This is a genomic window from Pedobacter ginsengisoli (assembly GCF_030244015.1).
GTDB lineage: Bacteria > Bacteroidota > Bacteroidia > Sphingobacteriales > Sphingobacteriaceae > Pedobacter > Pedobacter ginsengisoli.
Map to the genome: position 1 here is coordinate 942,934 of NZ_JASSYX010000001.1, position 26,223 is coordinate 969,156.

At 44.0% G+C, this 26,223-nt stretch carries 20 protein-coding genes; 7 read left to right on the forward strand and 13 right to left on the reverse strand.

What is annotated here, in order from left to right; genetic code table 11:
* Positions 1-20: 20 nt before the first annotated feature.
* From QEP08_RS04180 to QEP08_RS04190, 3 genes are read right to left on the reverse strand one after another with little or no spacing between them, the layout of a single operon-like run.
* Complete coding sequence (locus QEP08_RS04180; RefSeq protein ID WP_285056071.1) at positions 21-1,133, reverse strand: Gfo/Idh/MocA family protein; 1,113 nt, start codon at positions 1,131-1,133, stop codon at positions 21-23.
* 1 nt (position 1,134) lies between these two features.
* Complete coding sequence (locus tag QEP08_RS04185) at positions 1,135-1,998, reverse strand: sugar phosphate isomerase/epimerase family protein (protein ID WP_285056073.1); 864 nt, start codon at positions 1,996-1,998, stop codon at positions 1,135-1,137.
* Positions 1,999-2,004: 6 nt separating this feature from the next.
* Positions 2,005-5,004 (reverse strand): PVC-type heme-binding CxxCH protein, encoded by a 3,000-nt coding sequence (locus QEP08_RS04190; RefSeq protein WP_285056075.1) that lies wholly within the window; start codon positions 5,002-5,004, stop codon positions 2,005-2,007.
* A 148-nt stretch (positions 5,005-5,152) separates the two neighbouring features.
* Between QEP08_RS04190 and QEP08_RS04195 the strand changes: the two genes are divergently transcribed.
* Complete coding sequence (locus QEP08_RS04195) at positions 5,153-6,022, forward strand: AraC family transcriptional regulator (protein ID WP_285056077.1); 870 nt, start codon at positions 5,153-5,155, stop codon at positions 6,020-6,022.
* A gap of 10 nt (positions 6,023-6,032) precedes the next feature.
* Here the strand turns inward: QEP08_RS04195 and QEP08_RS04200 are convergent, their stop codons facing one another.
* From QEP08_RS04200 to QEP08_RS04215, 4 genes are all read right to left on the reverse strand, one after another.
* Complete coding sequence (locus QEP08_RS04200) at positions 6,033-6,911, reverse strand: Rpn family recombination-promoting nuclease/putative transposase (protein WP_285056079.1); 879 nt, start codon at positions 6,909-6,911, stop codon at positions 6,033-6,035.
* Between the two features lie 85 nt (positions 6,912-6,996).
* Positions 6,997-7,944 carry a T9SS type B sorting domain-containing protein gene (locus QEP08_RS04205; RefSeq protein ID WP_285056081.1) on the reverse strand — a complete coding sequence of 316 codons (948 nt, stop codon included), beginning with the start codon at positions 7,942-7,944 and terminating at the stop codon, positions 6,997-6,999.
* 28 nt (positions 7,945-7,972) lie between these two features.
* On the reverse strand, positions 7,973-8,704 hold the full coding sequence (locus QEP08_RS04210) for a hypothetical protein (protein ID WP_285056082.1): 732 nt from the start codon (positions 8,702-8,704) through the stop codon (positions 7,973-7,975).
* Positions 8,705-8,738: 34 nt separating this feature from the next.
* Positions 8,739-10,292 carry an Ig-like domain-containing protein gene (locus QEP08_RS04215; protein ID WP_285056084.1) on the reverse strand — a complete coding sequence of 518 codons (1,554 nt, stop codon included), beginning with the start codon at positions 10,290-10,292 and terminating at the stop codon, positions 8,739-8,741.
* Between the two features lie 766 nt (positions 10,293-11,058).
* Between QEP08_RS04215 and QEP08_RS04220 the strand changes: the two genes are divergently transcribed.
* The 3 genes from QEP08_RS04220 to QEP08_RS04230 all read left to right on the forward strand — a co-directional run bounded on the left by QEP08_RS04220 (position 11,059) and on the right by QEP08_RS04230 (position 13,787).
* On the forward strand, positions 11,059-11,727 hold the full coding sequence (locus QEP08_RS04220) for a DUF6266 family protein (protein WP_285056085.1): 669 nt from the start codon (positions 11,059-11,061) through the stop codon (positions 11,725-11,727).
* 363 nt (positions 11,728-12,090) lie between these two features.
* Entirely contained in the window at positions 12,091-13,068 is a 978-nt protein-coding gene (locus QEP08_RS04225) for an Rpn family recombination-promoting nuclease/putative transposase (RefSeq protein ID WP_285056086.1), read from the forward strand.
* 149 nt (positions 13,069-13,217) lie between these two features.
* Positions 13,218-13,787, forward strand: coding sequence for a DUF4833 domain-containing protein (locus tag QEP08_RS04230; protein ID WP_285056088.1), 570 nt, complete (start codon positions 13,218-13,220; stop codon positions 13,785-13,787).
* 34 nt (positions 13,788-13,821) lie between these two features.
* Here the strand turns inward: QEP08_RS04230 and QEP08_RS04235 are convergent, their stop codons facing one another.
* On the reverse strand, positions 13,822-15,075 hold the full coding sequence (locus QEP08_RS04235; protein WP_285056089.1) for a purple acid phosphatase family protein: 1,254 nt from the start codon (positions 15,073-15,075) through the stop codon (positions 13,822-13,824).
* A 204-nt stretch (positions 15,076-15,279) separates the two neighbouring features.
* Between QEP08_RS04235 and hflK the strand changes: the two genes are divergently transcribed.
* Positions 15,280-16,287, forward strand: coding sequence for an FtsH protease activity modulator HflK (hflK, locus tag QEP08_RS04240; protein WP_285056091.1), 1,008 nt, complete (start codon positions 15,280-15,282; stop codon positions 16,285-16,287).
* Between the two features lies 1 nt (position 16,288).
* Positions 16,289-17,224 (forward strand): protease modulator HflC, encoded by a 936-nt coding sequence (hflC, locus tag QEP08_RS04245; protein ID WP_285056093.1) that lies wholly within the window; start codon positions 16,289-16,291, stop codon positions 17,222-17,224.
* Between the two features lie 6 nt (positions 17,225-17,230).
* Here hflC and QEP08_RS04250 read toward each other — a convergent pair whose 3' ends face one another.
* The 5 genes from QEP08_RS04250 to QEP08_RS04270 form a co-directional block, all read right to left on the reverse strand.
* Positions 17,231-17,944: a hypothetical protein gene (locus tag QEP08_RS04250; RefSeq protein WP_285056094.1), complete on the reverse strand. Its 714-nt coding sequence runs from the start codon at positions 17,942-17,944 to the stop codon at positions 17,231-17,233.
* Between the two features lie 123 nt (positions 17,945-18,067).
* Positions 18,068-18,793, reverse strand: coding sequence for a 6-phosphogluconolactonase (pgl, locus tag QEP08_RS04255; protein ID WP_285056095.1), 726 nt, complete (start codon positions 18,791-18,793; stop codon positions 18,068-18,070).
* A gap of 16 nt (positions 18,794-18,809) precedes the next feature.
* Entirely contained in the window at positions 18,810-20,324 is a 1,515-nt protein-coding gene (gene zwf / locus QEP08_RS04260) for a glucose-6-phosphate dehydrogenase (protein WP_285056096.1), read from the reverse strand.
* A gap of 41 nt (positions 20,325-20,365) precedes the next feature.
* Positions 20,366-21,778, reverse strand: a complete 1,413-nt coding sequence (gndA, locus tag QEP08_RS04265) for an NADP-dependent phosphogluconate dehydrogenase (protein WP_285056098.1) — start codon at positions 21,776-21,778, stop codon at positions 20,366-20,368.
* Positions 21,771-22,544 (reverse strand): ROK family protein, encoded by a 774-nt coding sequence (locus tag QEP08_RS04270; protein ID WP_285056100.1) that lies wholly within the window; start codon positions 22,542-22,544, stop codon positions 21,771-21,773. Before QEP08_RS04270 ends, gndA begins: the two co-directional genes overlap by 8 nt.
* A gap of 758 nt (positions 22,545-23,302) precedes the next feature.
* Between QEP08_RS04270 and QEP08_RS04275 the strand changes: the two genes are divergently transcribed.
* Entirely contained in the window at positions 23,303-26,212 is a 2,910-nt protein-coding gene (locus tag QEP08_RS04275; RefSeq protein WP_285056101.1) for a SusC/RagA family TonB-linked outer membrane protein, read from the forward strand.
* The last annotated feature ends 11 nt before the right edge of the window (positions 26,213-26,223 follow it).

The window sequence follows — 26,223 nt, forward strand, 5'->3', positions numbered from 1 at the left end:
CTGATGACGACCGATAATAACTATTCCAGCGTAAACGCAGGCAAATCGATCCTTTTACCACCATTCATTGCACTCTCATGGGCAAGTATACCCACACAGGTAATATTCGCAGATTGTCTGGCATTCGGGAAAGGTTCCCTGCCTGCAACCAAAGCAGTTAAAAACTCATGAACCAAATGCGGGTGTGAACCCCCATGACCAGAACCCTGTATAAATGACAAATGCTGGTTGCTGTCCGCATCATAAACTCCGCCCGTTGTAAAATGCTGAATTTCCTCTGGCAGCAAATACGCATAGTCCGGAATGGTGACCTTCTCTGGCGTTTCACCGGTATGGATCACCGACTCTTCATGCTCTACCAAAGTCCATTCGAAGGTCTTTTTAGAGCCGTAGACGTCAAAACTCTCCCTGTATTGCCTTGCAGTATTAAACAGTGATCTTGTCACCTCAGCAGCCAGATCAGAGTCCCTGAACTTAATGTGACAGCTTTCCACCGCAAATGGAGAACCATACTTAGAAATTAAATCTGAATCAATAGTTCCCGATCCAAAACAAGACACATATTCCGCATCAGCTTTGGCCAAAGCCAGAACAGGACCAACGCAATGCGTCGCATAATGCATAGGAGGGAGGCCTTCCCAATATCCCGGCCAGCCCGCCATTTCCTGCTGGTGCGAAGCACGCAGGAACTGCAGCTTGCCCATTGCGCCGCTTTCATAAAGCTCCTTTACAAACAAAAACTCCCGGCTGTAGATCACCGTTTCCATCATCATATAAGTCAGCCCGGTTTCCTTTACCGCTTCCACGATCTGACGGCACTCGTCTTCAGTAGTGGCCATTGGTACTGTACAAGCCACGTGCTTGCCTGCCCTTAGCGCTTTCAAAGACTGCTCCGCATGGCTTTGGATCGGCGTGTTGATGTGCACCGCATGCACCTCAGGATCTTTCAGCAGCTCGTCGTAATCCGAATACCTTTTGGAGATCCCAAAAGCATCACCGATCGCGTTCAGTTTCTCTGTGTCACGCTGACAGATCGCATACATGTTCGCATTAGGGTGTTTCTGATAAATCGGAATAAACTCCGCGCCAAAGCCTAACCCAACTATGGCGATATTGATTTTTTTCTGTTCCATTTTATGTATTGAAATATGATTTTAAGAATTTAAGGCCGTCAGCAGCAAATTCATCCTGGTCATCCGCAAAAGGATACCAGATGCAAACTGCTTCAGCGAGTTCCTTGATCTCAGGTGTAAAGCTCTCTATTGCCACAATGCCCTGATAATTTACAGCTTCCAGACCAGCTTTCAGACGGTCCCAGCGGGTTTGACCCGTTCCGGGCGAGCCTCTGTAATTTTCAGAAACCTGCACATGGAACAATTTATCGCCGGCCAGTTTGACGGCTGCCTCCAGGTCACGCTCCTCCACACTCATGTGAAAACCGTCCAGCAGGATCCCAGCAGCAGGGTGGTTAATGTCATTGACCAGCCGTACCGCATCCTTAGCTGTATTCACCAGGTCAGATTCAAAGCGGTTCAGCGGCTCAATGGCCAGTTTCACGCCACGCTGGGCTGCCATATCGCAGACCACACGCAGATTGGAAACCGCCAGGTTCCATTCTTTTTTTCTTTGCTCAGGCGGCACCATCCTGGCCTTACCGACAGCAGAATACATAGGGCCGGCAAAGATCTTAATGTCCCAAAGAACACAGAAATCAAGGCAGGCCTCAATATATCTAAAGCAGTTCTCATGCACTGAGGTATCTTCATTGGTCAGGTCACGTGTCGGCCCGAAAGCCCCGCAGATCACCGCTTTCAAACCGTACTTCTCTAGTCCGGCTTTTACCGCTTCCCCATCAATCAGTCCCGGATCTTCTACCGCAATTTCTACGGCATCAAAGCCCATTGCTGCTATTTTTGGAAAGAGCTCTTCTATGGAGGAAGTCTGAAAAGGAGAGGTCCACAACCAGGTGCTTACTCCATAAGTTACATTTAAAGGCATATCGGTCTATTTGGTTACTTTCATTACCCCGTTCATGATCCTCCAGTGGCCCGGGAAAGAACAGATGAACGGATAGTCGCCCGCAACAGCAGGGACTTTAAACCTCAATTTAAACGATTCTTCCGGATTTACCAAAGGTGTGTGAAACAATACCTCCGGCATATTCGGAACATATTGTTTTTCAGCTCCTTTAGGATCCTGCGCCATTTTATCTGCCGCTGCTCCCACCTTGTCCATACTTCCTTTTTGAAGGATCAGCACATTGTGCTGCATGAAGTCAATATTGTCAAATACCAGCTCAACGGTACTTCCCGCTTTCACGGTAAATGATTTCTGCGCAAACTTCATTGCATTTACGATCGGGCTGATCTTAATCACCTGGTCCGCCTTTCCGGCAGCATCAGCAGTGCCCTTGGCCTGACCGTCTTTAGCAGGCATTTTGTTGTCGCCAGCAGGCATGACATGGCCCGCATGCGCATCGGCACCAGCTGTTTTTTCGTGTTTGGCAATGGCCACTTTAAGCGCCACGCTGATCCAGCGGTCTTCGCTGTTCTGACTTAAACCTGCAGCTGCCTGAAGTTCCTTGGCCGCTTCCGCCGATTCCGGAAGGTCAGCGATCCTGAGTATCGCCGCCAGGCGGGTATTCAGGTTGGCATCATTCAGTAGTCCCGCCTTTGTTATTGCTGCCAAAGCAGCTGAATTCGCAGGCAATACCTGCAATGCGGCCTTACGCACACCGGCAGAAGGATGACTAAGTCCTTCAACAGCAACACCGAACGCTTCAGTATTTGATCCGTCCAGCAGACCCAGACCATGCAAGGTCCATAGCGCGTGGATCGCTCCCGGGTTAATGCCCAGCGCATCCACCGATTTATCACGGATCAGTTTGTACAGTTCCGGAACGATCGATTTTTTTCCCGATTCCACGATCAGCCTTTGCGCGGTTGTGCGCCAGAACATATTGTCGCTTTTCAATCCGCCGATCAGTGACTGGTCATTATTTTTGTCAAGTGATTTTATTTTAGAAGGCACCGCCTTGTTGTAAGTGATCTTGTAAATCCTGCCATGGGTACGGTCCCTCAGCGGATTGATGTAAGCATTACCTTTTCCATTCTCAAATCCCGGAGGAGTAGGGTTGTGCTGAATGATGAAATTGTACCAGTCCAGTACCCAGACCGAGCCGTCAGGTCCTACTTCAGTTGCCACAGGCCCAAACCACTCATCCGCACTGGCAACAAAATTCCAGCCGTCTTTTTCCGCAAAGCCCGAACCTTTAGGCTCTATGACCGCCTGGTGCACCACACGTCCAGTAGGCTCATTCACAAAAGCAATGCGGTTCCAGTATTCTTTCGGGAAATTCCTTGCCGTGTACAAACTGTGACCTGCTGCGGCAGTAAAACCATTAAATACGTCTACCTGACGAAGATTTTTGGTGACCACATGCATCGCATAGTGGCCGTCTATTTTGTCCACAGCCTTATTAGGTGCTACACCGATCTTAGCCAGATAAGGTGAAGGAATGCCCAAAAAGGCACTGTGTGTGTTGTTGGCAGTAGAAATCAATACATCATTGTTCTCAGAAAAGCCCAGACCCCAGGTATTGTTGCTGGTTGCACCCAGGAATTCCAGGTTTTTGCCATCTTTGGTGAAATGGTATACACCCTGTCCGAACTTTAATTCCTGACCGCCAAAAGTTCCCTTAAAGCCGGAATAGCCCACCGTACCCCAAACCTGGTTGTCCAGTCCATACCTCAGGTTGGAAGGACCAGCGTGTGTATCAAATGTGCCCCATCCGGTAATCAGTTTTTCACGGACATCCGCCTTATCGTCGCCATCCGTATCTTTCAAAAAGATAAAATCAGGAGCCTGCGAAATGATGACCCCGCCATTAGCAAAAACGATGCTGGTCGGGATGTTAAACTTATCCGCAAAAATCGTGAACTTGTCCGCTTTGCCGTCACCATTGGTATCCTCACAAATCTTGATCCTGTCCTGACCTTCACCTTTCACATCCCTTACCGTATTCGGATAGTCTATGGTCTCTACAATCCATAAACGGCCCCGCTCATCCCATGCCATGGCAATGGGTTTCAGGATATCCGGTTCAGAAGCAAACAGTTCCATCTTAAAGTCCGCCGGAACCTGCGTCATCAGCTGCGATGCCTCAGGGCTCAAAGGCGCCTGCAATTGAAAACCGCCCGGTCTTTTTTCGTAATTCGGAAGCTTGGCATCAGAATATTCAGCCGTTGGTTTAGCCAGTTTGTTCCAATCTTTTTTGGCAGCATCATTGACTGCCCAAAGCACACCGTTTTCCAGTAATTTCAGGAAGTCCGGGTTTTTCCAGGTACGTTGATCATGCCCGTATGCAGTATAAAATACCTTGCCCTTGCCATATTTTTTGACCCAGGTATAAGGCTCATGGTGGTCACCTTCCACACGTTCAGTAATCACATGGATATCTTTGGCGATCTTATCGTGAACATAAGTCTCATCCCAGGTGGTAAACGCATTTACACCTTTCATCACCGGATGTTTTTTATCCACAATAGTCGCGGCAAAATCACCTGTTTTATGGGTTTTAAACTGTCCGCCCACCATATTGATATATTCCGGCGAGTTTTGGAAACAAAAAGAAGCACAGTGTACAGGAATAAAACCTTTACCGCTTTTTACATAATCCAGCAGTGCCTTTTCCTGCGAAGGTGTAATCTGGTCGTGGTTTGAATAGATCATCAGCCCGTCGTATTTTGAAAGGTTGTCTGCATTCAGATCATCAGGATCTGTGGTATAGGAAATGTTGATCCCATTTTTAAAGAATTGCTGCGAAATGATTTCCGCGAATTTCTCTGAAAAATGATGCTCGCTCTTGTGCCCAAGGAGCAGGATTTCGAGTCTGTGGGACTTCGGGTCCGCTAAACTATTGGATTTTGTATCGTTTATAAACGTGCCCTTGAAATTGATAATGGCCGCCAGACAGATGACAAAAATAGCAAGGTATTTTTTCATGAATTAAAATGATTTGGTTAGATACTTCTTTACAAAAACTAATCTCCGCAAATAAGGCTGCAAAACCTTTTTCTTTTTTGTCTGATTCTGACTGTATTATGTCATTATATTTGCTATTATTGTAATAATATCAGTCAACATAAAGCAGATGAAGGTCGCCATCCACAAATCCACCATTCCCGAAACACAGATGTTCGTCATCAAAGAACTGGAAGACAAACATTTTGATCCTACCTGGCATTCACATTCCGAATACCAGCTTTTTGTGGTATTGAAAGGCACCGGCACGCGTTTTATCGGCGACAGCATCAAATCCTTTCGTGATACCGAACTGGTATTCACAGGCGCCGATCTGCCGCACCTGTGGCGCAGCGACGAAGCCTACTTCAAAAGGGACAACCACCTGGGCATACAGGGCATTGTCATCTACCTGCAGGAAAACTTTCTGGGCGAGCACATGATGGAAAAAGAGGAGATGCTCCTGCTCAAAAAGCTATTTAAGAAAGCTGCCAGAGGATTGGAATTTTATGGTGAAAAAAGAGATCAGGTGATTGAGCTGATGAAAGAACTGATCCATATGCGTGGTCTGGAAAGCCTGATCCAGCTGCTGAAGATCCTCGACATCCTGGCGCATTCCAAAGAGTACCACTACATTTCGCATACCGAATACAGCGGCCCCTTCAAAGAGAACGAAACCGACAGGATGAATAAAGTTTATGAATATGCGCTGGCTAATTTCCGCAAGAGGATATCCTTGCCGGAACTTGCAGAAATGCTGTTTATGACGCCCACATCATTCAGCCGTTATTTTACGATAAAAAACAATAAGCCCTTTTCCAAATTCATTGCCGAACTGCGGATCAAGCATGCCTGCAAATTGCTGATCGAAACCGACATGCCGGTTTCCACCATTTCCTATGAATGCGGGTTCAACACACTGTCCAATTTCAATAAACAGTTCAAAGAGGTGATGCTGAAGAAACCATCTGAATATAAGGCAGAGTTTACGGGGCTGTGAGCAGTTAAATCTAAGAATGAAGCTTTGCTATCTCTTCAACCGAGAGTCCTGTGCATTTTGAGATCAGTTCAACGGCGATGCCTTCAGCTATCATTTTAGAGGCGACTTCTATTTTCTCTTCTAATTTTCCTTCCAATCTCCCTTCATACTTTCCCTTTTCCTCGCGGAAAGCAAAGGCGGCCTCATTGTCCCACTTACGTTTTAGATTCTGATCATACATCTTTTGTTCCTCCTTGCTCATTTTTGAATACTCTGCAATGTTATACAACTTCTCAAAAATTGTTTTTTTAAGGTGTGCTGGAAGCTCATCCATTTCGTCCATGTGCTTTAGCGAATAAAGCCACGTATCCAGTTGGGTACTGCATTCCTGCTCCGTCTTCACAAAGTTACTCAAATCAATATAAGTGTAGCCCAATCCTTCATAAAATATTTCACCAGTGTCTCTGTAGCAGAGACATACATCATGAAGATAACGGTCGTCGGTTGAATTCTTCTCAATAGGCTTTTCAATAATGGCTACAAAATAGACCTCGGTAATATTGTACAGCCAGCTTTTGAGTTTGCCTTTCGGAGCCTGTTCGCTGACTACGCGTGAAGTATAATAAATTCCTCTTTTTTTAAAGTTAATAGGGTCACTGTGTTGTACTTCGATAATGAACTTTTCACCCATATTTCCAGTGCAGAGCAGATCAAACACCGCAGTCGCTTCCTCCTTGTTGTCGCCGTGATGTTCGTTTTTATTATATATAAGGTCAGTGATCACTTTCCTGCCTTTAAAGATCTCATTCAGAAAAGCGATCAGCAAATCTTTGTTGGGACTAGAACCAAAGATCTTTTTAAAACTAAAATCTAGTAATGGGCTGATGTATTTACTGGGTTTTTGAGGCATGTCGTTACTTTATGCCGCAAGTATATAAAGTCAGCATTCAACTAGTCGGTGATTATCCGGTTAAGTTATCCTTCTGTTTATTTTCTTATCTCTTTCCTCTCAGCAAGGTCACATAGCCCTTGTAGACCTCCCATTTATTGCCTCCTGCTTTTACTTTTAACAAATAATAATAAGTGCCCTCAGCTAAAGAATCCCCTGTCCAGTCATTTTTATAGCCTTTTTTACTGTATACTGTAGCACCCCATCTGTTGATGATGGTCAGCTCATTGGCCTCATATTTTTCAAGACCAGGTATCATGAACGTATCGTTCTTGTTGTCGCCATTTGGCGTAAACACGTTCGGAACCATGATGTCTACAATGGTCTTTTCATGCGTTGAGCTGTTATTGGAAAGATCCGGATCGACCTCAAACGCAGTCACCGTAGCTGTATTTTTCACCAGCCCCGGACTTGCCGCCTTCACCCGGATGTTGATCTGTGCCGTTTTTCCGCTGTCCAGGCTCATGATTTCCCAGTTGACCGCCCTCGATCCATTGTCATACCGTGCAGTGCCTGTAGTTGTCAGGAACTGTTCCAGCGTCACCTCTGGCGGCAGTACATCAGTCACCATGATCTGGGTGGCCTGATCTGCACCCTTATTGGTCACCACGATCTGGTATTCATAGATATCAGCCACGCCAACAGACCTCAGGTCCGCATCTTTTTTAACCATCATATCTGCTTTCCGCGGATTTACCGGTTCCACAAGGACCACGACCGCATCAGAAACATCTGACTCACAGCCTTCTTTATTGTAGGCTACAACTTTATACGTCCCCGCATCTTTCACTTCAATATCGGGAAGCGTCGCATTTTGTATAGGAATCCCATTCCTTAACCACTGGTAAGTGGTTGCATTAACAGAATTGGCCCGCAATTTTACCGACGACCCTTGCTTGATCGTCACTACCGGCGGACCAGTAGATTGCGCAAAGCCTGCCGTTGCACTAAGCAACAGCAGACCAGACGCAAATCTTATCTTTCCGTTAATCATGATAAACAGGGGTAACTAACTCTTTAAGTTAGTTGGATGCAATTGTAATAACTGGTCTATCAGGAGCAGGAGTTATGGTAATAGTTGGTTTGTTAGACTCTGCTGGAGCACATGCTGGTTTTAATTTAAACGTAGCTCTTGCATAAATCTGATACACGCCGTCAGCACTAAATGTTGGAACAGTCAGATTCGCATTGTTGCTATTTGCAATTGCTACTTCAGCATCGGTTCCTTTTTTAGAGAACCATTCATAATCTACTGGAAATGTTAAAGTTCCAACTGTATTACTGCCAATAGATGAAGTAAATGCAAACGTCGCAGTAGTTTCGTTGGTACAAGCGTTAACATCTGATGGAGGTGTAATGGTTAACGTAGCTGCCGGCATTACAAATACTACCTGTTCGAAAATTTCCGAACACTGAGTTGCTGTGTTTGTTGCTTTTAATTTGTATGTGTAAAAACCTGGTGCAGGGGGGACCTCTGTAAAGCTACCAGTGTTGGCCGTTAGGGGTGTCCCTGTTCCTAATCCAGTATCGTCATTTGTCCTTGTTTCCCAAACATAAGTGATTCCAGATGTTGGTGGAACACTCAATTGAACCTGCTTTGTTGCGCATATTATTTGTGTTAGGTCTGTAATTTTAGCGTTGGCTGTGGTAAATTCAGCAAGGCTACTGATTGATGTTTGAGCAATCACACTAGAGAAAACTCCGGTTAACATGATAGTTAACAATGTTTTGAAGATTAAGTAGTTTGTTTTCATGATTTTGAATTTTAACTGTTGTTTATAATTTATTTTAATTTGAACTGATATTGACGTGAGGGGAGGGAGGTTTGGGATTTACCGTTATTGTTACAGCCCCCCGAGTTGCACTAGGACAAGTCCCATTTACCCCTTCGACAAAAAATGTAACAGTGCTACTTAAAGCTCCGGGTGTAGTATAAGTTGTGCCCGTTGCTATCGGAGAACCTCCCGTGGAAGCTGTGTACCAATTGTAAACATACCCAACTACCGGACTTATGATGCTAAAAACCCCGTAGCTTCCTGTACAAATCGAAGGCGCAGACACACTAGGTGTGGCTGGTATTGTGTTAAAGGTTACAGATGCACTTTGATCGCTATAACAACCGTCTTTCGCATATCTAACCCAATAAGTATATGTACCTGCTGATCCAGTTATTGTTGTTGAAGGAAGAGCTGCACCGCCTTGTGTTAAAGACCATATGTATGTACCTCCAGATGTTCCAGTCTGGTCTGTTGGATTCAAAGTTGTTAAGTTTATCGATTGACCAACACAGGTTGATTGTGATGTAATGGAAGCTAGTGAAGGTTGCGGATTTACCGTAACAACTAAATTAAAACTACTACTACAACCGTTTGCAGTAAGATTAAAAACATAGGTGACATTTTTTGGTGACGATGTTGTGTTTATTAATGTCTCGGAAATTGAGTTCGAGTTGCCTGTTCCACTGGCATTGCTTATTCCGCTAACAACAGCTCTAGTCCAGGAAAATGTGGTGCCTGAAATACCACCTATAGCGGAGTAAGAAAAGGTACTACCACTGCAAACAGAACTGGTTAAGCTACTTGTAAAAGTTGGTAATGGCTTGACAGTTATTTGGAAACTTTTGTCGTCATAACAGGCATCCTTGGTATAGCGAACCCAATACGTAGTAGTTCCTACAGGTGGGGTTACCGTTGTTGAGATTGCGCTTCCTCCTTGCATGGTCGACCAAGTGTAACTGCCTCCTGTATAATTATTATTATCAGCCGGATTAATCGATGTTAAATCAAAGGACTGTCCATCACAAATTGACTGCGATGAAATAGTAGCTAGTGACGGAATCTTAGCTGTTTTATAAGCGAAGTATAACCGAAAAGTTCCCAAATTGGCTGAAAGTAGAGCTGAAGACAATGTAACCCTTACTCTATCAAACTTCGCGGTTGGTTTAAAGCGAATTTCGGCTTCGTTCCCCCCCCCAAGCAATGTTAATGTTGCCGAATTAATAGTTATTGCATCATTGTTTGAAGTACTTCCATTCCACGTCCCAATGGATACACCTGTTAGTAGATTGGCTGTTAATACATTACTAGAATTTCCGATATGGACGACAACCTCATCGCACCCTTGTTGTGTATTGACAGAAGGAAATATCAAAGTTTGATAAACAGAAACTGAACCTAACCCTAACGTAACTGTGAAGTCAGAAAAGTCGGTCAAACTGGAGGTACTTGCTGCCCGATTTGGATTATTTACACCACATAACAAACAGATACCTGAAACTCCATCATCAGATCCAGTAGCATACGTTGGGGTTTGCCCCCTCGCACTACTTCCCCCAAGTACCATCAACATTACTGTAAATAGTAGGCCCGTTAGAACAATATGTGCACGTCTTCCTTTCAACACCTGAGCGATAGTTTGATTTCCCCTTCCTATCAACTCTGCTCAAAATTTAGGATAAAAAATTACAGAATTGTATAGTATACCAAACTTACAGACACCGGAGTGATTGTTTTATGTTCATTCCGTTCATTATGACGCAGAAACAGGTAAAGAAAATACCTCAGAGAAAGGATATTCTGTCATTTCTTTTATAATTAATACATTGTATATTAGGTAATTAAACTGTAATTAATTGTCATTTGTTCTGTTCACTAAATCATAAACCGATAAAACGAAAATCTAAAACGTGAACAGAAGGACTGATTTTCATCCTGACAGTACAGCTTTAAGGGTCATTTATTGTGGTTGCAAACAACACTGAATAAGGGGCTGTAATGAAACTCAAGGCAATGGTTCCTGCACTTATTATTCGTATATCTATACAAGCCAATCTATCAGTCCTGTTTTCACACGTTTAGACAAGCAAATCAATAGCATTTAAATCAGCAATCGGTCAATAGTAAGTGGTGGTTGTGTTCACATTTTCTTTTGCTATCCTTTTGCTTTTCTTTTGCTATTGTTTTGCTATCCTTTTGCTCAAGCAATAAAAAAGCAATATTAAAGCAGAATAAAATCATAAAAAAAGCAAAATTAAATTACTACTGTATGTAGACTTATTGTTAACTTTGTGCTAAGGAATAATGGAGTTCCGCTTAAACCAAAAGTAAGAATGGCGCGTTTATTAGAAGGGATTTTTGGTCCCATCGTTGGCAAATTGGCCAACACTGTTGGCTACGTCCGCAAAGGCCAGGCGGTGCTCAGGATGTCGCCTGCTAAACCTAAAAAGAAAAAGGCAAGGACACCAGCCCAGCAGGCTGTAAATTTAAAATTTAAATTGGTAAAAGCCTTTATTTCCGTCATAAATGGTTTCACAAATGTCGGCTTTAAACTGGATGTGGAGGGAACTACAAAAATTGCCCAGAACAATGCAGTTTCTTACAATATCAAAGACGCCATTAAAGGCGAATTCCCTGATTTTGAACTGGATTACAGTAAGATCATCGTGAGTAAAGGCACGCTGATGCCGCCTTTGAATCCGACCGTTGAGCTGGAGGACAATCAGCTCAGGATCAAGTGGGAGATAAACCCGGGGCTTAGCCGTGAGCGGAGAAGAGACCAGGTGATGATGCTGGCCTATCTGCCGGTCAGCAAAGAGACTTCTTATGTGCTTAGTGGTGCGAGAAGGACTGCAGGTGAGGATGTTCTGGAGATCGATTATAGAAAAACAGACCATTATAGTCAGAAAAAAGATACTTCAATCGAGGTCTATGTGGCTTTTATCGCCGATGACAGGCAAAGCATTTCCGATAGCGTGTATGCCGGAAGAATTGAGCTGTAAAATCCCTGATCATTGGCATACAAAAATCTGGGATAATAGGGGAATACCAGCTGAACTACCCCAAACTGGTGTATAACAGGGGGGGCATATCGTCCAGTTCCCTGGTATTCAATCCGGTAAAGGAAAAGGCAATGATTTTGCAGGCTGCGGTAGATAGGTATGCCCAGGGTGATAGCTTGTATATAGAATTCCCATTCGCATTTCGCTAAAAAAAGCAACCTATTAAATCCTTTTATGCTTGTCAAAATATTGTATGAACAACCAATATTTATTGTTTAATCACAATATATTAATTATTAAGAAATAATTGTTTGTTTTAGTTGTTCTTGGTATATTTGGCTTAACTTATTATTTAGGCGAGTAATGGAAAGAGTCCTGGACAAATTGGAGGAAGAATTATTAGACAATATCATCAGCGAGCCGGGAGCGGAGTATGTTCTTAGAAATAAGAATGCTGCTATCACCTACATTAACCCTTTTCGGGATAAGTTCTTCAAAAAAATATTCGCTTCTGAAACGAGTAAGGAGGTGCTTAGGTCTTTTCTTAACGGAGTATTGGAGGGAAAACGGTGTGTTCATACGATTGCCTATGGCAAAAATGAATATCCGGGTGAGATTGATTCTGAACGTAATGCGGCATTTGATGTTGTTTGCACAGATATTGATGGAACGACGTTTTTGGTTGAAGTACAGCGTGTAAAACAGATATATTTTAAGGAAAGATCAATATTTTATGCAAGCAGACTGATCAGCGATCAGGCTCCAAAAGGAGATCCAGATTGGGAATATGACCTTAAAGAGATTTATGTAGTTTGTTTATTGGCAGATTTCAGTCTTCCAAATAGTAAAGCCGAAAGCTATCTTCATAGTGTTACTTTAAATTATAAAGAAACAGGGGAACGATTCTATGATAAACTAGAGTTTATTTATTTGGAGATTGAGAAGTTTAAAAAAGAAGGGGATGCACTAAGTAGCATACTGGATCAGTGGATTTATGCGATTAAACATGCTGAAAAAATGAATACGGTGCCACCTTTTTTAAATGCACCAGAGTTGGATCAATTTTTTTACTTAGCAAAATATTCAAAATTAACAAAGGAGGAACGAGACATGTACAGAACAAAAGAACAAGTGGGCTGGGACAATAAAAATACAGCCAATTTTGCAGGAGGAAAAAAGGAAGGTCTTGAAGAAGGTCGTAAAGAAGGTCGTGAAGAAGAACGGCTGAAAGCATTGGTTGAAAAAAAAGCGATTGCCAAAAACTTGAAGATTAAGGGCATCAGCCTTGAAATTATTGCTGGTGCTACAGATCTTTCAATTGAAGAGATTGTTGGTTTGTAGAAAAGAAATAAATAATCAAAGTGTGAGCATTGAAAATGAGTTTTAGAGATCATGAGTTGATAATTTTTCTCGAAAATTACAGAACCGGGATAATGCGGTGTATTAAACCGTATAATTTCTGACTATCTTTGCCGACTAAATTTTTTTCGATGAATAAGGTAAATGTCTCTTTTGTTGCGGTTTCTGTGGTGCTGCTGTTGTTTTCTGCGTTTTCTGTGCCGGCGCAATCCGGCGATACGAGCAATCCTTCGCCTCTGAAATTCCCAACTCCAAAAGGGATTGCCAACCAGTTGTTTTACCTGCAAAGAGATCCAAACCTCAATACGCTCATTTATGAACTGAATGTAAAAGATGGCGTTGTGGACCGGGAGGAACCGGTCATCGGTTACTGGATCAGGTATGGCGAGGGTGGCAAGAAACAGGACATGAGCTATGTACAGAAGAAATTTGCCTATGGCGTGCACGCAAAGGAGCTGGGCAAAGATCATTTTGAACTGAGATTTGTATCGCACAAAAAGCTCGCTTTATATTTACAGCGTTCCGAGGCCGACAAGAAATTTCATGTGTATGTGACCGTAAACAATAAGAAACTTTTGCTGGACCGGATCTTTGTGCGCATCGAGGGCGGTTCATTCTGGCTGCCGAATGTGAGGTATGTAGAGCTGAGAGGTCTGAACCCGGAAAGCAATACTGTCATTACTGAACGGATTAAAGTATAGTATTCCCAGTTAAAAGCAGATCAGCTGCTTCGGATTACCTGTTGATCGTGTATTTTCCTACCTCTGTACCGTCATCTTTAAGCATGGTCAGGTTCAGTGTCTTTTTGTTTGCAGTGACCTTTGTGAGTGTGCGGCTTCCATCCTTCGGCCCGCCGCCGATGATGATCGGATAGGGATGCTCTGCGGAGGGTGGCCATACGCCATATTTATGAGTGTGGCCGGAGATGACCATGTCCACTTTATATTTTGCAAATAAGGGCGCATACAGTTCCCGGCAGTGCATTGGTCCGTGCCAGTCGCCGGAATGGAAGTGGGGAATGTGCATCATGACGACCCGGAATTTTGCCGTTTTAAACGCGGCAGATCTCATGACTTCCTCAGCCCATTTGGCTTGTTCTCTTCTGTAACCATCAAAATCGACTATTCCCGCATATACCGGGGCGTCGTCAGGTTTGTCTTCACCGGTGTCGAGCACCAGGTTAAAAACGGGTCCCCACTGGTAAGCGAAGAATCCCTTGTCGTCTTTGCTGGAGAAATAATTTTTCAGTTCGCCCCTGAATTTCCCGCGGGTTTCGTGGTTCCCGCGTACGTACAGAAATGGCCTGGTGCTGGCAAAGGCCTCGGTTGAAGGGTTGAGCATGTGGTCGATGATCTGTTTTTCATCTGTTTGATAGTCAAAGATGTCGCCGTTGTAAAACACATAATCGTAATGGTCTGAACCATTGAGTTTCATGAGGTGCGGAATGGAAAGGGGCCTGTCGTGGATGTCGTTCATGATGAGCCAGGAAACGGTGTCAGGGTTTTCTTCCGGTGTGGTAAAGGTGTAGGTTTCGCTGCTGATGGTCTCTCCGTATTTCAGGGCATAAGGCTGAAAGTCCACGATTTCTTTAGAACAGACTTTGTAGCTGTATTTGGTGCCGGGTTTTAAGCCAGACAGGGTAACCTTGTTGATCCTGTTGTGGGCATCTACGAGCCCTTCTATGACATGATGTGCTTTGGTATGGGTATTGTCGCCTTCGCCGTATTCGACCCAACTGTAGCAAAGCTTATTGGTGATCCACCGGATGGTCATGCTGTCGGGATTGGGAAGCTGCAGGTAGGGTTTGGTGAGGAATACGTGCCCTTCTGCGGGTTCGGCAGTCAGCGACTGGAGTACAGCGGCTGCGGAACTGCCGGGAACTGAGGCCCCGAGTGCGGCCAATGTGCCCAATATGCCGGCTTTTGAAATGTTGCCTAAAAAATCACGGCGTGGTATTCCGGTTGTTTCTTTTTCCATTTCTTTTTTCATGGTGTCATCGGGTCGGTTTGTGTGGCAATTTTTTGCTGAGGCAAGCTGGCTTACCCAGCAGTGCCAAGATACGGTCTGGATGATTTTGGTTTTGTAACTATCTTGTGAATATAATGGTTTGCGTAATCTTGTGGAAGTAAGCGATTTTAAGTACCTTTCTCAGCGGCTTGTGCCGGATTTACAGGATTTTATCAGGAAATACAAATGGAATTTAAAGAAAGGGACTATAGCAGTGGCTTTACGCAGTCAACTTTGTGGGCCAGAGTCCAGCAAAATATAAGGTTCATTTTAATCGGACTTGCGGTGATCATTATACTTTGGGGTACCATTTTTCAGATTGGTACGGAGGAAGTGGGTGTCATCACCAGGATGGGAAAATTCACCCGTACTGTGGAGCCGGGCCTGAACCTTAAGATCCCTTTTTTAGAGACGGTTCATAAAGTGCCTGTAGAGCGGCAGCAAAAGCTGGAATTTGGGTTCAGGTCTTCTGCTGCGGGTGACGTCGAGTCGCCTTCAGAATATTCAAAGGAGGGCTTGCAGGATGAGTCTTTGATGCTTACCGGTGACCTTAACCTGGCCGATGTAGAATGGGTGGTACAGTACAGGATCAATAATGCGTACAATTATTTGTTTAAGGTACGGAATCCTGAAAGTACGCTGAGGAATATTTCTGAGGCTGCAACCCGGCAAATTGTGGGTGACCGGACGGTCAACGAGGTGCTGACCATCGGACGTACGGAAATCACGGTCAAACTGCATCAGCTGATCCAGCAGATCTGCAATGAATACAATATGGGCATCAAGGTGGAGCAGGTGGTGCTGCAGGATGTGAATCCTCCTGATCCGGTAAAAGCTGCGTTCAATGCAGTGAATGAGGCCCAGCAGGAGAAAGAAACGCTGATCAACCGTGCCAAGTCTGAATACAATAAAGTGATTCCAAAGGCAAGCGGTGAGGCCAAGGCAACTATTCAGAAAGCGGAGGGCTATGCCATTGAAAGGGTAAACAATGCCCAGGGTGAGGCGGTCCGGTTCAATGATCTTTACAGCCAGTATGTGAAAGCTCCTGAGGTCACGAAAAAACGGATCTACCTGGAGAACATGAGCACCATCCTTTCTAAACTTGGAAATGTCATCATTACCGATCAGAACGGCGCTAATGTATTGCCTTTGCTGCAAATGCAGCTGAACAAAGAAAACACCAAAAAAGACTAAGATGAGAAGACAGATTATAATGGGGGTTGCGGCTTTATTTGTATTGCTGTGCCTGATAACCAGCAGTTTTACGGTAAGAGAGTATGAGCAGGTGGTGGTTACCCAGTTTGGCAGGCCGATCGGCAGTGCCATTACCACGCCGGGCATAAATTTCAAAATGCCTTTTATACAAACGGCCAATGTTTTTGAGAAGCGTTTTATGGAATGGGTGGGTGATCCCAACCAATTGCCTACGAAAGACAAGAAGTTTATTTTTGTGGAAACTTATGCGCGCTGGCAGATCACTGATCCTTTGCAGTTTTTTAAACGGCTAACCAATGAGCGCGGGGCGCAGTCCAGACTGGACGATATTCTGGATGGGGAAACCAGGAATGTGGTCGCTAAGAATAACATTGAAGAGCTGGTGCGCAGCAGCAACCGCAAGCCGGAACTGGATTCGATAGGGGAGGTGCTGGGCGATTCGCTGGCGGTGGTGTCTGTGGGCCGTGACAGAATGCAGGAGATGATCCTGAAGTCGGCGAATAAGCAGGCGATTGAACTGGGAATTAAGATACTGGATTTCAGGTTCAAACGGATCAACTATGTGCAGGAGGTACAGGCGCAGGTGTATGAGCGGATGAAGAGTGAGCGGTTCCGGATTGCCGACAAGTTCAGATCGGAAGGTCAGGGGGAAGCGTCAAAGATAAACGGGGAGAAAGACCGCGAACTGAAGAATATTCAATCTGCGGCCTTTAAAAGGGCCGAGGAGATTAAAGGAAAGGCTGATGCCAGTGCTGCCGCGATTTATGCTGCTGCTTATAACCAATCAGGCCAGTCGCAAAGTCTGTACGGCTTTCTGAAATCTATGGAGACCCTTGAAAAGACGTTTAGTGAGAAGACCTCGGTCGTACTTTCTACCAATAGCGAGATCTATCAATACCTGAAGAAATCTAATTAAAAGATGCTATTTTTCTTCCCATTTGATGCCTTCAAGGACGAAAGGCCTTACACGTTCATCAAACTTGAGGGCAACTGAATTGCCTGTCAGACAGCCTTCGGCTTCGTCTTTGGATACATCTTTAAGTTTGATGCGCAATTTTCCGGGCTCAGTGAGATCGTAGTCAAATCTGGCATTTTTATCGAGGATTTTAAAACAGGCCATTCTGGTCGTATCTTTTAATAAATACTTGCGGTAGTCTCCTATAATTTCTTTCTCAGGCACAATCGCAGCGCCCATCCGGAATAACTCGTAGGTGGTGAAATATTGCTTGTCTTTGGTTTTTTCTTTAGTCAGTATCACGTATTGTCCGTCTTTAATGCGGTAGGCGGCCAGCTCAAAAGTTCCCTTAGCACTTTGGGTTTTAATGTAGTCGTTATTGAATTTTGTGATGATGCCGTTTTCCAGGGTGGTGTCTACGTAATAATTGTGCTGTTGTATACTTTCCCTGAAATCGATCCTGTCCTGTTTGGTCCATTTCCAGTTTGTGGTGATGGAATCGGGCATGATGGTAAGGATGAGCAGCATGTCCCAGTGCGGCTTGAAATCTATCTTAAGGGTGTCGGATTTAGGGAGTTCAGTCAGGTCAGTTGCATCATCTTTTGTGTCTTTTGTTCCTTTGCTGTTGCAGGCGGTTAATAATGCGATGCAGGTAATTGTTAAAATAATTAGCTTCTTCATTTATATTTATAAACTGGTTTTTTTCTGGTGGTTATTGTGGAGCCGAATATACTATTTTCGACAGGTAATGCAAACAGGGCGCTTTTCGGGCGCCCTGTTTGTGTGTATTCTGAAATTTTTATTTTAACTGTCAAGTAAAGCAGCAGCGGCTTTGTCCATAAACCAGGTTACGCTGCCGTCTACGGGCTGGATGAGCTGTGCCGGATACAGATTGGTGTTGTGGTCTGCGGCTTCTACTACCTGTTTCACCGCAACGGCTTTTGACTCTCCAAATACCAGGAATGCAATGTTGCTCGCCTTGTTGATCAGCGGAGCGGTAAAGCTGATGCGATAAGTGGAAAGTTTTTCGACATACACGGAATCTGCTTCTACTTCTTTGCTGTTCAATATGGAGGTGCCTGGAAACAGGGATGCGGTGTGCGCGTCATCGCCCATACCCAGCAGGATCAGGTCAAATACGGGATCAGTGTCCTGGAAATGTGCCCTGATGGCTTTTGTGTATTCTATCGCTGCTTTTTCGGGCGCCAGGGTGGTATCGACATAAAAGATATGGCTGGCTGCTATCTTTAAAGGGTCAAGAATGGCTTTTTTGGCCATCAGGCCATTATAGCTTTCATGATCAGGCATGACATTGCGTTCGTCACCAAAAAAGAAATATACTTTGCTCCAGTCTATTTTGTCTTTATGGGTAGTAGCCAGCAATTCGTACAGCTTTTTGGGCGAATTGCCTCCTGTCAGGACAAAGTTAAAACGTCCGTTTTCGGTTATGGCTTTGTCTGCAATGGCGACGATGTACTCGATCAGGTCTTCAAAAAGTTCTGCCTGGGTTTTGTAAATGAGTAGGTTCATTATCTGGATTTACAGTTTATTTTTCTTTGTTTAAGGGCAGGGTAAACCAATGAAAGCCGTCTCTGGCGATCAGTGCTTCTGCATCTTCCGGACCCCAGGAGTCTGCTGAATAGTTGGGGAAGCTCAGGGATTTTTTAGTTTCCCAGGCATTGACAACCGGCATCAGCAATTCCCAGGCGATTTCTACCTGGTCGGCACGCATAAATTGGGTCTGGTCACCGGTCATGACATCCAGCAGCAGTGTTTCGTAGGCTTCAGGAGACTCGTTGGTGTAGGTGCCTTTGTAGTCAAATATCATATCGACAGGGTTTAATGTCATGTCGAGGCCCGGTCTTTTGCCTTGTACCTGTAAACGGATACTCATTTCCGGCTGTATGCTGATGATGAGCCTGTTTTGCTGCCAGTGTTCAGTTACTGATGCAGGAAAGACCTGGTGCGGTACATCTTTAAACTGGATGGTGATTAAGGAAGAGGTCTGTGCGAGACGTTTTCCGGTACGTACATAAAATGGTATGCCTTTCCAGCGCCAGTTGTCTACAAAGAACTTGATGGCGGCAAAAGTTTCTGTATTTGATTCTTTGTCTACGTCTTTTTCAGAACGGTAGCCGGGTACTTCATCTCCTTTGATCCAGCCTTTGGTGTATTGTCCGCGTACGGTATTGAAACGGATGTCTTCGGCAGAGAAAGGACGCATGGCTTTCAGTACGTCTACTTTTTTATCCCTGATCTCGTCGGCATCGAAGTTGATCGGGGTCTCCATGCCGATGATGCAGAGGAGCTGCAGCAAGTGGTTCTGGATCATGTCCCTCAATGCGCCGGAGCCATCGTAATAGCCGCCCCTGTCGCCCACGCCCAATTGTTCTGTCACTGAGATTTGTACGTGATCGATGTAGTTTCTGTTCCAGAGGGGTTCCAGAAATGAATTGGCGAAGCGGAAGGCCATGATGTTCTGAACGGTTTCTTTACCCAGGTAATGGTCTATCCTGTAGATCTGCTTCTCTGTGAAGCGTTCTTTGAGCAGTTCATTCAGTTCGCGGGCGGTTTCCAGGTCTCTGCCAAATGGTTTTTCGATCACGATCCGGCAGTTGTCTTCATTTTCTGCCAGCTTAAATTTGGCCAGGCGTTTTGCTATTGAAGGGAAAAGCTCTGGTGACACGGCGAGGTAATACACAATTTGTGTGTCTGCTCCAAAGTCGTCCTTAAATTTATCTATGGTTACTTTAAGTTCATCAAACGAGGCTGAATCTTTAACGTCGATCGGGTTGTAATGGATGTGCTGAGAAAAGCTTTCCCATTTGTCTTTGTCCACTTTGCCAGTCCGGGAAAAGCTGTTCACACCGTCCATGAGGGTTTCTCTGAACTTGATGTCGGTAAGCGGCCTTCTGGCAGTACCTATGATGGCGAATTTTTCGGGCATATAGCCCTCAGCGTAAAGGTTATAAAGAGCGGGCGCAAGTTTGCGCAGATTTAAGTCACCGGTTCCACCAAAGATTACAATTATGGTTGGATTAACGTTGAGGCTTGTTTTCATTAGAATGTTATTATGTTGCGATGATTTGCGGTTGTTATCGGTTAATTGTTTGCGTTCCAGTCGGCGTGAAAAATGCCTTCTTCGTCTGTTCGTTCAAAGGTGTGTGCGCCAAAGAAATCGCGCTGTGCCTGCGTAAGGTTCAATGGGGATTTGTCTGTCCTGAGGGAATCGTAATAGGTGAGGGCAGAGGCAAAGCATGGAACGGCTATTCCGTTGTTTATCGCTGTTGTTACTACAGTCCTCGTGCCCGGGATGATTTCTTTCAGCTGGTTCTGGATGCTTTCGTCTGAATACAGGTGCGGAAGCTCCGGCTGTTTTTTGTAGGCCTGATAGATGTCTTCGAGCAATACCGCACGAATGATGCATCCGCCGCGCCAGATCTGAGAGATCTCTTTCAGGTTCAGTTCGTATTTGAATTCGGCGGAGGCTTGTTCCAGCAGGTGGAGGCCCTGTGCGTAAGAGGTGATCATGGCAAAATAAAGTGCCTGTTCTAACTGTGCTTCAAATGCGGCTGTGTTTTCTATTTTAGCTGCCTGATGCGGTAGAGCTTTGGCCAGTGCCACTCGCAGGGATTTGAATTTGGAAAGGTCCCTTGCGCTTACGGATTCATTGATGGTCGGGATAGGCAGCTGCAGATCCATGGAAACCTGTGAGGTCCATTTGCCGGTGCCTTTTGATTTCGCTTCGTCTTTGATGAGGTCTACCAGGAATTTTCCGGTTTTATCGTCCTTTACTTTAAATATGTCACGGGTTACTTCCAGCAGGAAAGATTTTAACCGGCCGTTGTTCCATTTTTCAAATACTTTGAAGATCTGGTCATTGTCGTAACCGAGTACGTTCTTTAACAGGTCGTAGGCCTCTGCCAGGATCTGCATCATCGCATATTCGATGCCGTTGTGTACCATTTTGACGAAGTGACCGGAAGCGCCGGGTCCTATATAAGCGACACAAGGATCACCGTTTACTTTCGCGGATACTGCTTCAAGTATCGGTTTTACTGCATTGTAAGCCGTTTTGTCTCCTCCGGGCATCATGCTCGGTCCGAAACGGGCGCCTTCTTCTCCGCCGGAGATACCCATTCCGAAGAAATGGATTCCTTTGTCGCCAAGCTCTGCGGCTCTGCGGCTGGTATCGGTAAAGTGTGAGTTTCCGCTGTCGATGATCATGTCGCCTTTGTCGAGCAATGGCTGCAGTTCTCCGATAACGTTGTCTACAATTTTACCTGCCGGTACCAGAAGCATGATTCTTCTTGGCAGTTCGAGGCTTTGAACGAAGTTTTCCAGTGATTCGTACCCGACTAAATTATGGGCTTTGCCATCTTCTTCGAGTTTTTTCAGCATACGGGTATCTTTATCGTACCCTGTTACCTGAAATCCGTTGTCGGCCATGTTAAGCAATAAATTGCGGCCCATGGTGCCCAGGCCGATCATTCCTAAAGTATATTTATTATTCATTGTCTGGTGTTTTGCTGGGATGTGTGGTGTACACGTGGTATTTTTCAGCCACTTCCCAAAGTTTGGCGCCGCCTTTGATGCCGTCTTTATTGGTTACGGGTTTGATGTTAGGGGCCAGTTCAAAAGTGATGTGTTTGGAGTTTCCGCCTCCTATATATAAGGTATCATAATTAAATACAGTTTTATAGGTTTGTATGACCTGCTCCAGGCGTTCATTCCAGTCCTTCTTTCCGATCCTTTCTAGGGCTTTGGTGCCGATGTAGTCATCGTAGTCCTTTGTTTTAGATACCGGAAAGTGTGCAAGTTCAAAATGGGGAAGCAGTTCACCGTCGAATACGAGCGCTGTGCCGAATCCGGTGCCTACAGTGAGTACAATCTCAAATCCTTTGCCGCTGACAATGCCGAGGGCCTGCTGGTCGGCGTCATTAATGAGCCGCACAGGGCAGCCCAGCAGATCGCTGACTTGCCGGGCAAGATCAACTTGTCTCCATTTATCTTTGGCCAGGTTAGGGGCGGTGTATACTATCCCGCATTTGACATAGCCGGGAAAGCCTATGGAGACCCTGCCAAATTCCAGGTCCAGCAAGGCAACCAGTTCGCTGATCACTTTAATGACGGCTTCGGGTTTAGCATTTTTGGGAGTAGGGATCTTTTTGAATTCTGATAACAAATCGCCTTTGGGACTAAGGATGCAAGCTTTTATACTTGTGCCGCCAATGTCTATTGATAAGATATTGCTGCTTTCTTTTTTTTGTTTAACTGGCATGTCTGTTTTCTAATAAAAAAGCCTGTCTTTTATTGTATTCTTCAAAATAACAAATTTTCATTCACTAATCGGGTTATATTATGGTATTTATATAGTAATAATTACGGATGACTGATAAAGTATTGCAGCAATAAAAATACGAATGGGGGAGATTATTTTGGAATAGAAATTACTATATCGTTGTAGCTTAGGATAGTATTGAAATAACATACTATAATACAAGGTTTTGTAATGTCAATATTTTTAGAAAAAAAACATTAAAAGATTTGGATTGTAATATTTCTTTCGTATTATTGTTACAGATAATCGATTTAGCACCATGAGGGATTATCGGGAAACCAAATACTTACCTAATTAAGCCAAACTATGAACCAAACTTTTACTAAAAATCTATGGGGTAAACATTCTGCTCCGACTTACGATTATTTTCTTGAACACCGTCACATCATACTGGGGAGTGTTGCTATGCTTTTTTGCGTAAATACTTGTAAAAAGCTTTAGCTAAAACGTTTTAAAATATTTCAAATTAATTAAAAGTATTGTTCAGACTGCAAATAACCGGCGGAAGGGACATTTTCTTTTATCTAATAATTTAAAATAATCTAATACAATCAATAAATATCAGTTTTCAATCAGTTAATACTTAATTATCTGTTATGCGCATTATTGCAACTATGACTTTTCTGGGTGTGTTGTGTACAACAACATGCTCTTTCGGCAATACGGCTAGGTCAGCCTGTGTTTCGAATAACTTCTCTATGAAGGGAAGCTTTCAGCAACAGACGGATACTTCTAAAAAGGATACTGCTTCAACAGACACTTCGGCTGTTGGGATTAAACCTATTAAGAAGACTATCACGCACAGACTTGAGTCGAAAGGCAATAGTCTCGATCCTAAGAAACTTTCTATATTTCCTGCTGTTACCTTGCAGCAGGCTTTAAAGGGAGAGTCTGCTGGTGTTTATGTTCAGGAGCCAACCGGCGAGCCTGGTACTGCTCAAAACATCTTTATCCACGGAACTTCGCAGCCATTGTTGACGGCTCGTGAGTTGTTCCAGTCACAGCCGCTGATCATTTTAGATGGTGTGCCGTTGACAAGTGAGCATCCATATGCATTGGATATTCAGCAATACAAATTTGAAAGAATTGGCCCGGGAACAAATCCTTTGTCTATTATTAATATGGACAACCTTCAGTCTGTAGAGGTATTGAAAGATCTTTCAGCCATTGCTGCTTACGGACCTAAAGGTGCTAACGGTGTAATTTTACTGACCACTAAGGCGGCGACCAGCAAAAGGACGATCACTTTTGATTCTTATGTTGGGATGGCTACTAAAACTGGTGTTACCACCATCAATGGTCAGTTCGAGAATAATTTCAGGAGGCAGTTTTATGATAAGTATACTGGAAACGGAAGTTATACAGGGAATGATGTTTATCCATTGTATTTAAGTGATTCACTGAACAATGCTTATTATGGTCCTGCGAACTGGAATGACCTATACTATAAAAATGGTATGGTTTACGGTGTGAACGCAAGTATTGCAGGTGGAACTGACAGGGCAAACTTCCGCTTTTCTTTGGGATCACTTAAAAATGAAGGTGTAGCTGATGAAACTGGTGTTGAAAGGTACAACACACGTTTCGTGATCAATATGAAGCCAATTACCTGGCTGAATTTTAGTGCGATGGTAAATGGCAGCATAGTGGACCGTGACCGCAACAGAAATGTAAGGGACAGGCTTACCCAGGTGAATTACATACCGGATCTGAGTTCACCGGTTGCTTCAAACAAGGAAAAATACGGACAATATCTTGGGGAGTTTGAAAAAGGATTTGACAACAACAAAACCAATTCTATTCAGGGTTATCTGAAAATTGGTCTGACCTTTGACAATTTCAACTGGATCACTACAGCTGGAGCGGATTACAATGAGGGTTATCGCGATATTTTCTTCCCGAGGACTTTATTGCAAACCACCAATTATGCGTCCAATTATTTTAGTACCAGCCAAAGGGCCTTTGTTGATAACGTAGCGTCGTACGATTGGGAAATAGATGATGACAGCAAATTTAATTTCCAGGCAGGTCTGTCGGCCCAATACGATTCTTATAAATATCAGTATGCTTATGCTTATAAAGGAGCGAATGACTTTATTAAGCTGAACTTATTGTATTCCGATCCTAATAAGACAAGTGGTTCTGAAGAATATTTGACTCCTAGTGTATTTAGAAGGGAGCTGGTATTCAAATATTTAGATAAAACAAAAAATAACCTGCTTTCTGCAAACGTAAGAGCTACTTATTCATTTAAAGATAAATATACTTTCTCACTGATGCTTCGCGGAGATGGGTCTTCTACCCAGCAGCCTACCAGCCGCTGGTTCTATTCTCCGATCTTTTCGGCAGCATGGGATATGAAGAAGGAATTCTTTGAAGATGATGCGACAATCTCTACGCTGAATTTGCGCGGAAGCGCCGGCCGTATGGGCAGACATGAGAGCTTTGACAATTACGCGCAAGGTCCTCAGTATACTGCTTTCGCCGGATTTACAGGAAATTTAATCAGTCCGGGATATAACGGTATTGCAACGATGACCCGTCCTTATTCAACAGGTGGTGTAGGTTACGACCTCGATTGGGCATATACAGATCAGGCTAATATTGGTCTGGACGCGTCATTATTTAACAATCGGGTGAACGGTTCCCTGGACATTTACATGAAAGAAGATAAAAACATGCTTCTGGGTGTGCCGTCAGCTTCTGAGTATGGTTATTCAGCCATTATAAAAAATGGTATGGCTATCCGGAATTCAGGTGTTGACCTGACTTTAAGCGGTGTAATTCTTCCGGCAGAAAAAACTGTTTCATGGACTTCATCACTGAATATCAATTACAACCGCAATGAGCTGACTGCTTTGCCAGGCGGCTTGTCGGAGCTTGCAATCGGCGACAGATTATTGAGAGTTGGTGAGGCAGTGGATCGTTACTGGGTACTGAACAACACGGGTATATATAATACTGATGATGAAGTACCTTCTGTAGGTGGTCAGAAGTTAAGCTATAATGGAATTGACCTGAAAGCGGGTGACCCGATATGGACAGATCTGAATAATGACAACATCATCGATAATCATGACAGGGTTTTACAAGGTCATGCGCTTCCTGTTGTATCGGGTGGTTTCAACAATGATTTTAGTTATAAAAAATGGACTCTGGGCTTGAATTTCTATTATAATCTGGGTCGTCAGCTGATGAACCAGGAAATGGCAAACAGGTTTGACTTCGTAAACCGCGAGGGTCTGAATAACATCAATTCTGTAAGGGAAATTACATTCTGGGAAAAAAGAGGAGATTATTCGAAATATAATCTGTATAACCCATGGAGCTCTGTGGCACCTTACCAGGTAAATCAGGACATTTTTGTTGAAGATGCTGCTTTTGTGAAATTGCGCACGCTTTCCCTTGGCTATGATTTAACTGATATCGTAAAGAAAAATTCTCCGAATGTGAAGAGGATTTATGTTTATGCGAGCGTAAACAATGTGTTTACATTGACTAAGTATACTGGTCAGGATCCGGAACTGGTAGATTATACCGGTTACGATACTGGTTATGGTATCCAGATACCAAGAACTTATTTACTGGGTGTAAAAATGGATTTTTAATTCTTAGCCTT

Excerpts from the sequence above, each read along its gene's own strand:
- QEP08_RS04180 (WP_285056071.1), bottom strand. The coding sequence starts at position 1,133 with ATGGAACAGAAAAAAATCAATATCGCCATAGTTGGGTTAGGCTTTGGC.
- QEP08_RS04185 (WP_285056073.1), bottom strand. The coding sequence starts at position 1,998 with ATGCCTTTAAATGTAACTTATGGAGTAAGCACCTGGTTGTGGACCTCT.
- QEP08_RS04190 (WP_285056075.1), bottom strand. The coding sequence starts at position 5,004 with ATGAAAAAATACCTTGCTATTTTTGTCATCTGTCTGGCGGCCATTATC.
- QEP08_RS04195 (WP_285056077.1), top strand. The coding sequence starts at position 5,153 with ATGAAGGTCGCCATCCACAAATCCACCATTCCCGAAACACAGATGTTC.
- QEP08_RS04200 (WP_285056079.1), bottom strand. The coding sequence starts at position 6,911 with ATGCCTCAAAAACCCAGTAAATACATCAGCCCATTACTAGATTTTAGT.
- QEP08_RS04205 (WP_285056081.1), bottom strand. The coding sequence starts at position 7,944 with ATGATTAACGGAAAGATAAGATTTGCGTCTGGTCTGCTGTTGCTTAGT.
- QEP08_RS04210 (WP_285056082.1), bottom strand. The coding sequence starts at position 8,704 with ATGAAAACAAACTACTTAATCTTCAAAACATTGTTAACTATCATGTTA.
- QEP08_RS04215 (WP_285056084.1), bottom strand. The coding sequence starts at position 10,292 with ATGGTACTTGGGGGAAGTAGTGCGAGGGGGCAAACCCCAACGTATGCT.
- QEP08_RS04220 (WP_285056085.1), top strand. The coding sequence starts at position 11,059 with ATGGCGCGTTTATTAGAAGGGATTTTTGGTCCCATCGTTGGCAAATTG.
- QEP08_RS04225 (WP_285056086.1), top strand. The coding sequence starts at position 12,091 with ATGGAAAGAGTCCTGGACAAATTGGAGGAAGAATTATTAGACAATATC.
- QEP08_RS04230 (WP_285056088.1), top strand. The coding sequence starts at position 13,218 with ATGAATAAGGTAAATGTCTCTTTTGTTGCGGTTTCTGTGGTGCTGCTG.
- QEP08_RS04235 (WP_285056089.1), bottom strand. The coding sequence starts at position 15,075 with ATGAAAAAAGAAATGGAAAAAGAAACAACCGGAATACCACGCCGTGAT.
- hflK (WP_285056091.1), top strand. The coding sequence starts at position 15,280 with ATGGAATTTAAAGAAAGGGACTATAGCAGTGGCTTTACGCAGTCAACT.
- hflC (WP_285056093.1), top strand. The coding sequence starts at position 16,289 with ATGAGAAGACAGATTATAATGGGGGTTGCGGCTTTATTTGTATTGCTG.
- QEP08_RS04250 (WP_285056094.1), bottom strand. The coding sequence starts at position 17,944 with ATGAAGAAGCTAATTATTTTAACAATTACCTGCATCGCATTATTAACC.
- pgl (WP_285056095.1), bottom strand. The coding sequence starts at position 18,793 with ATGAACCTACTCATTTACAAAACCCAGGCAGAACTTTTTGAAGACCTG.
- zwf (WP_285056096.1), bottom strand. The coding sequence starts at position 20,324 with ATGAAAACAAGCCTCAACGTTAATCCAACCATAATTGTAATCTTTGGT.
- gndA (WP_285056098.1), bottom strand. The coding sequence starts at position 21,778 with ATGAATAATAAATATACTTTAGGAATGATCGGCCTGGGCACCATGGGC.
- QEP08_RS04270 (WP_285056100.1), bottom strand. The coding sequence starts at position 22,544 with ATGCCAGTTAAACAAAAAAAAGAAAGCAGCAATATCTTATCAATAGAC.
- QEP08_RS04275 (WP_285056101.1), top strand. The coding sequence starts at position 23,303 with ATGAAGGGAAGCTTTCAGCAACAGACGGATACTTCTAAAAAGGATACT.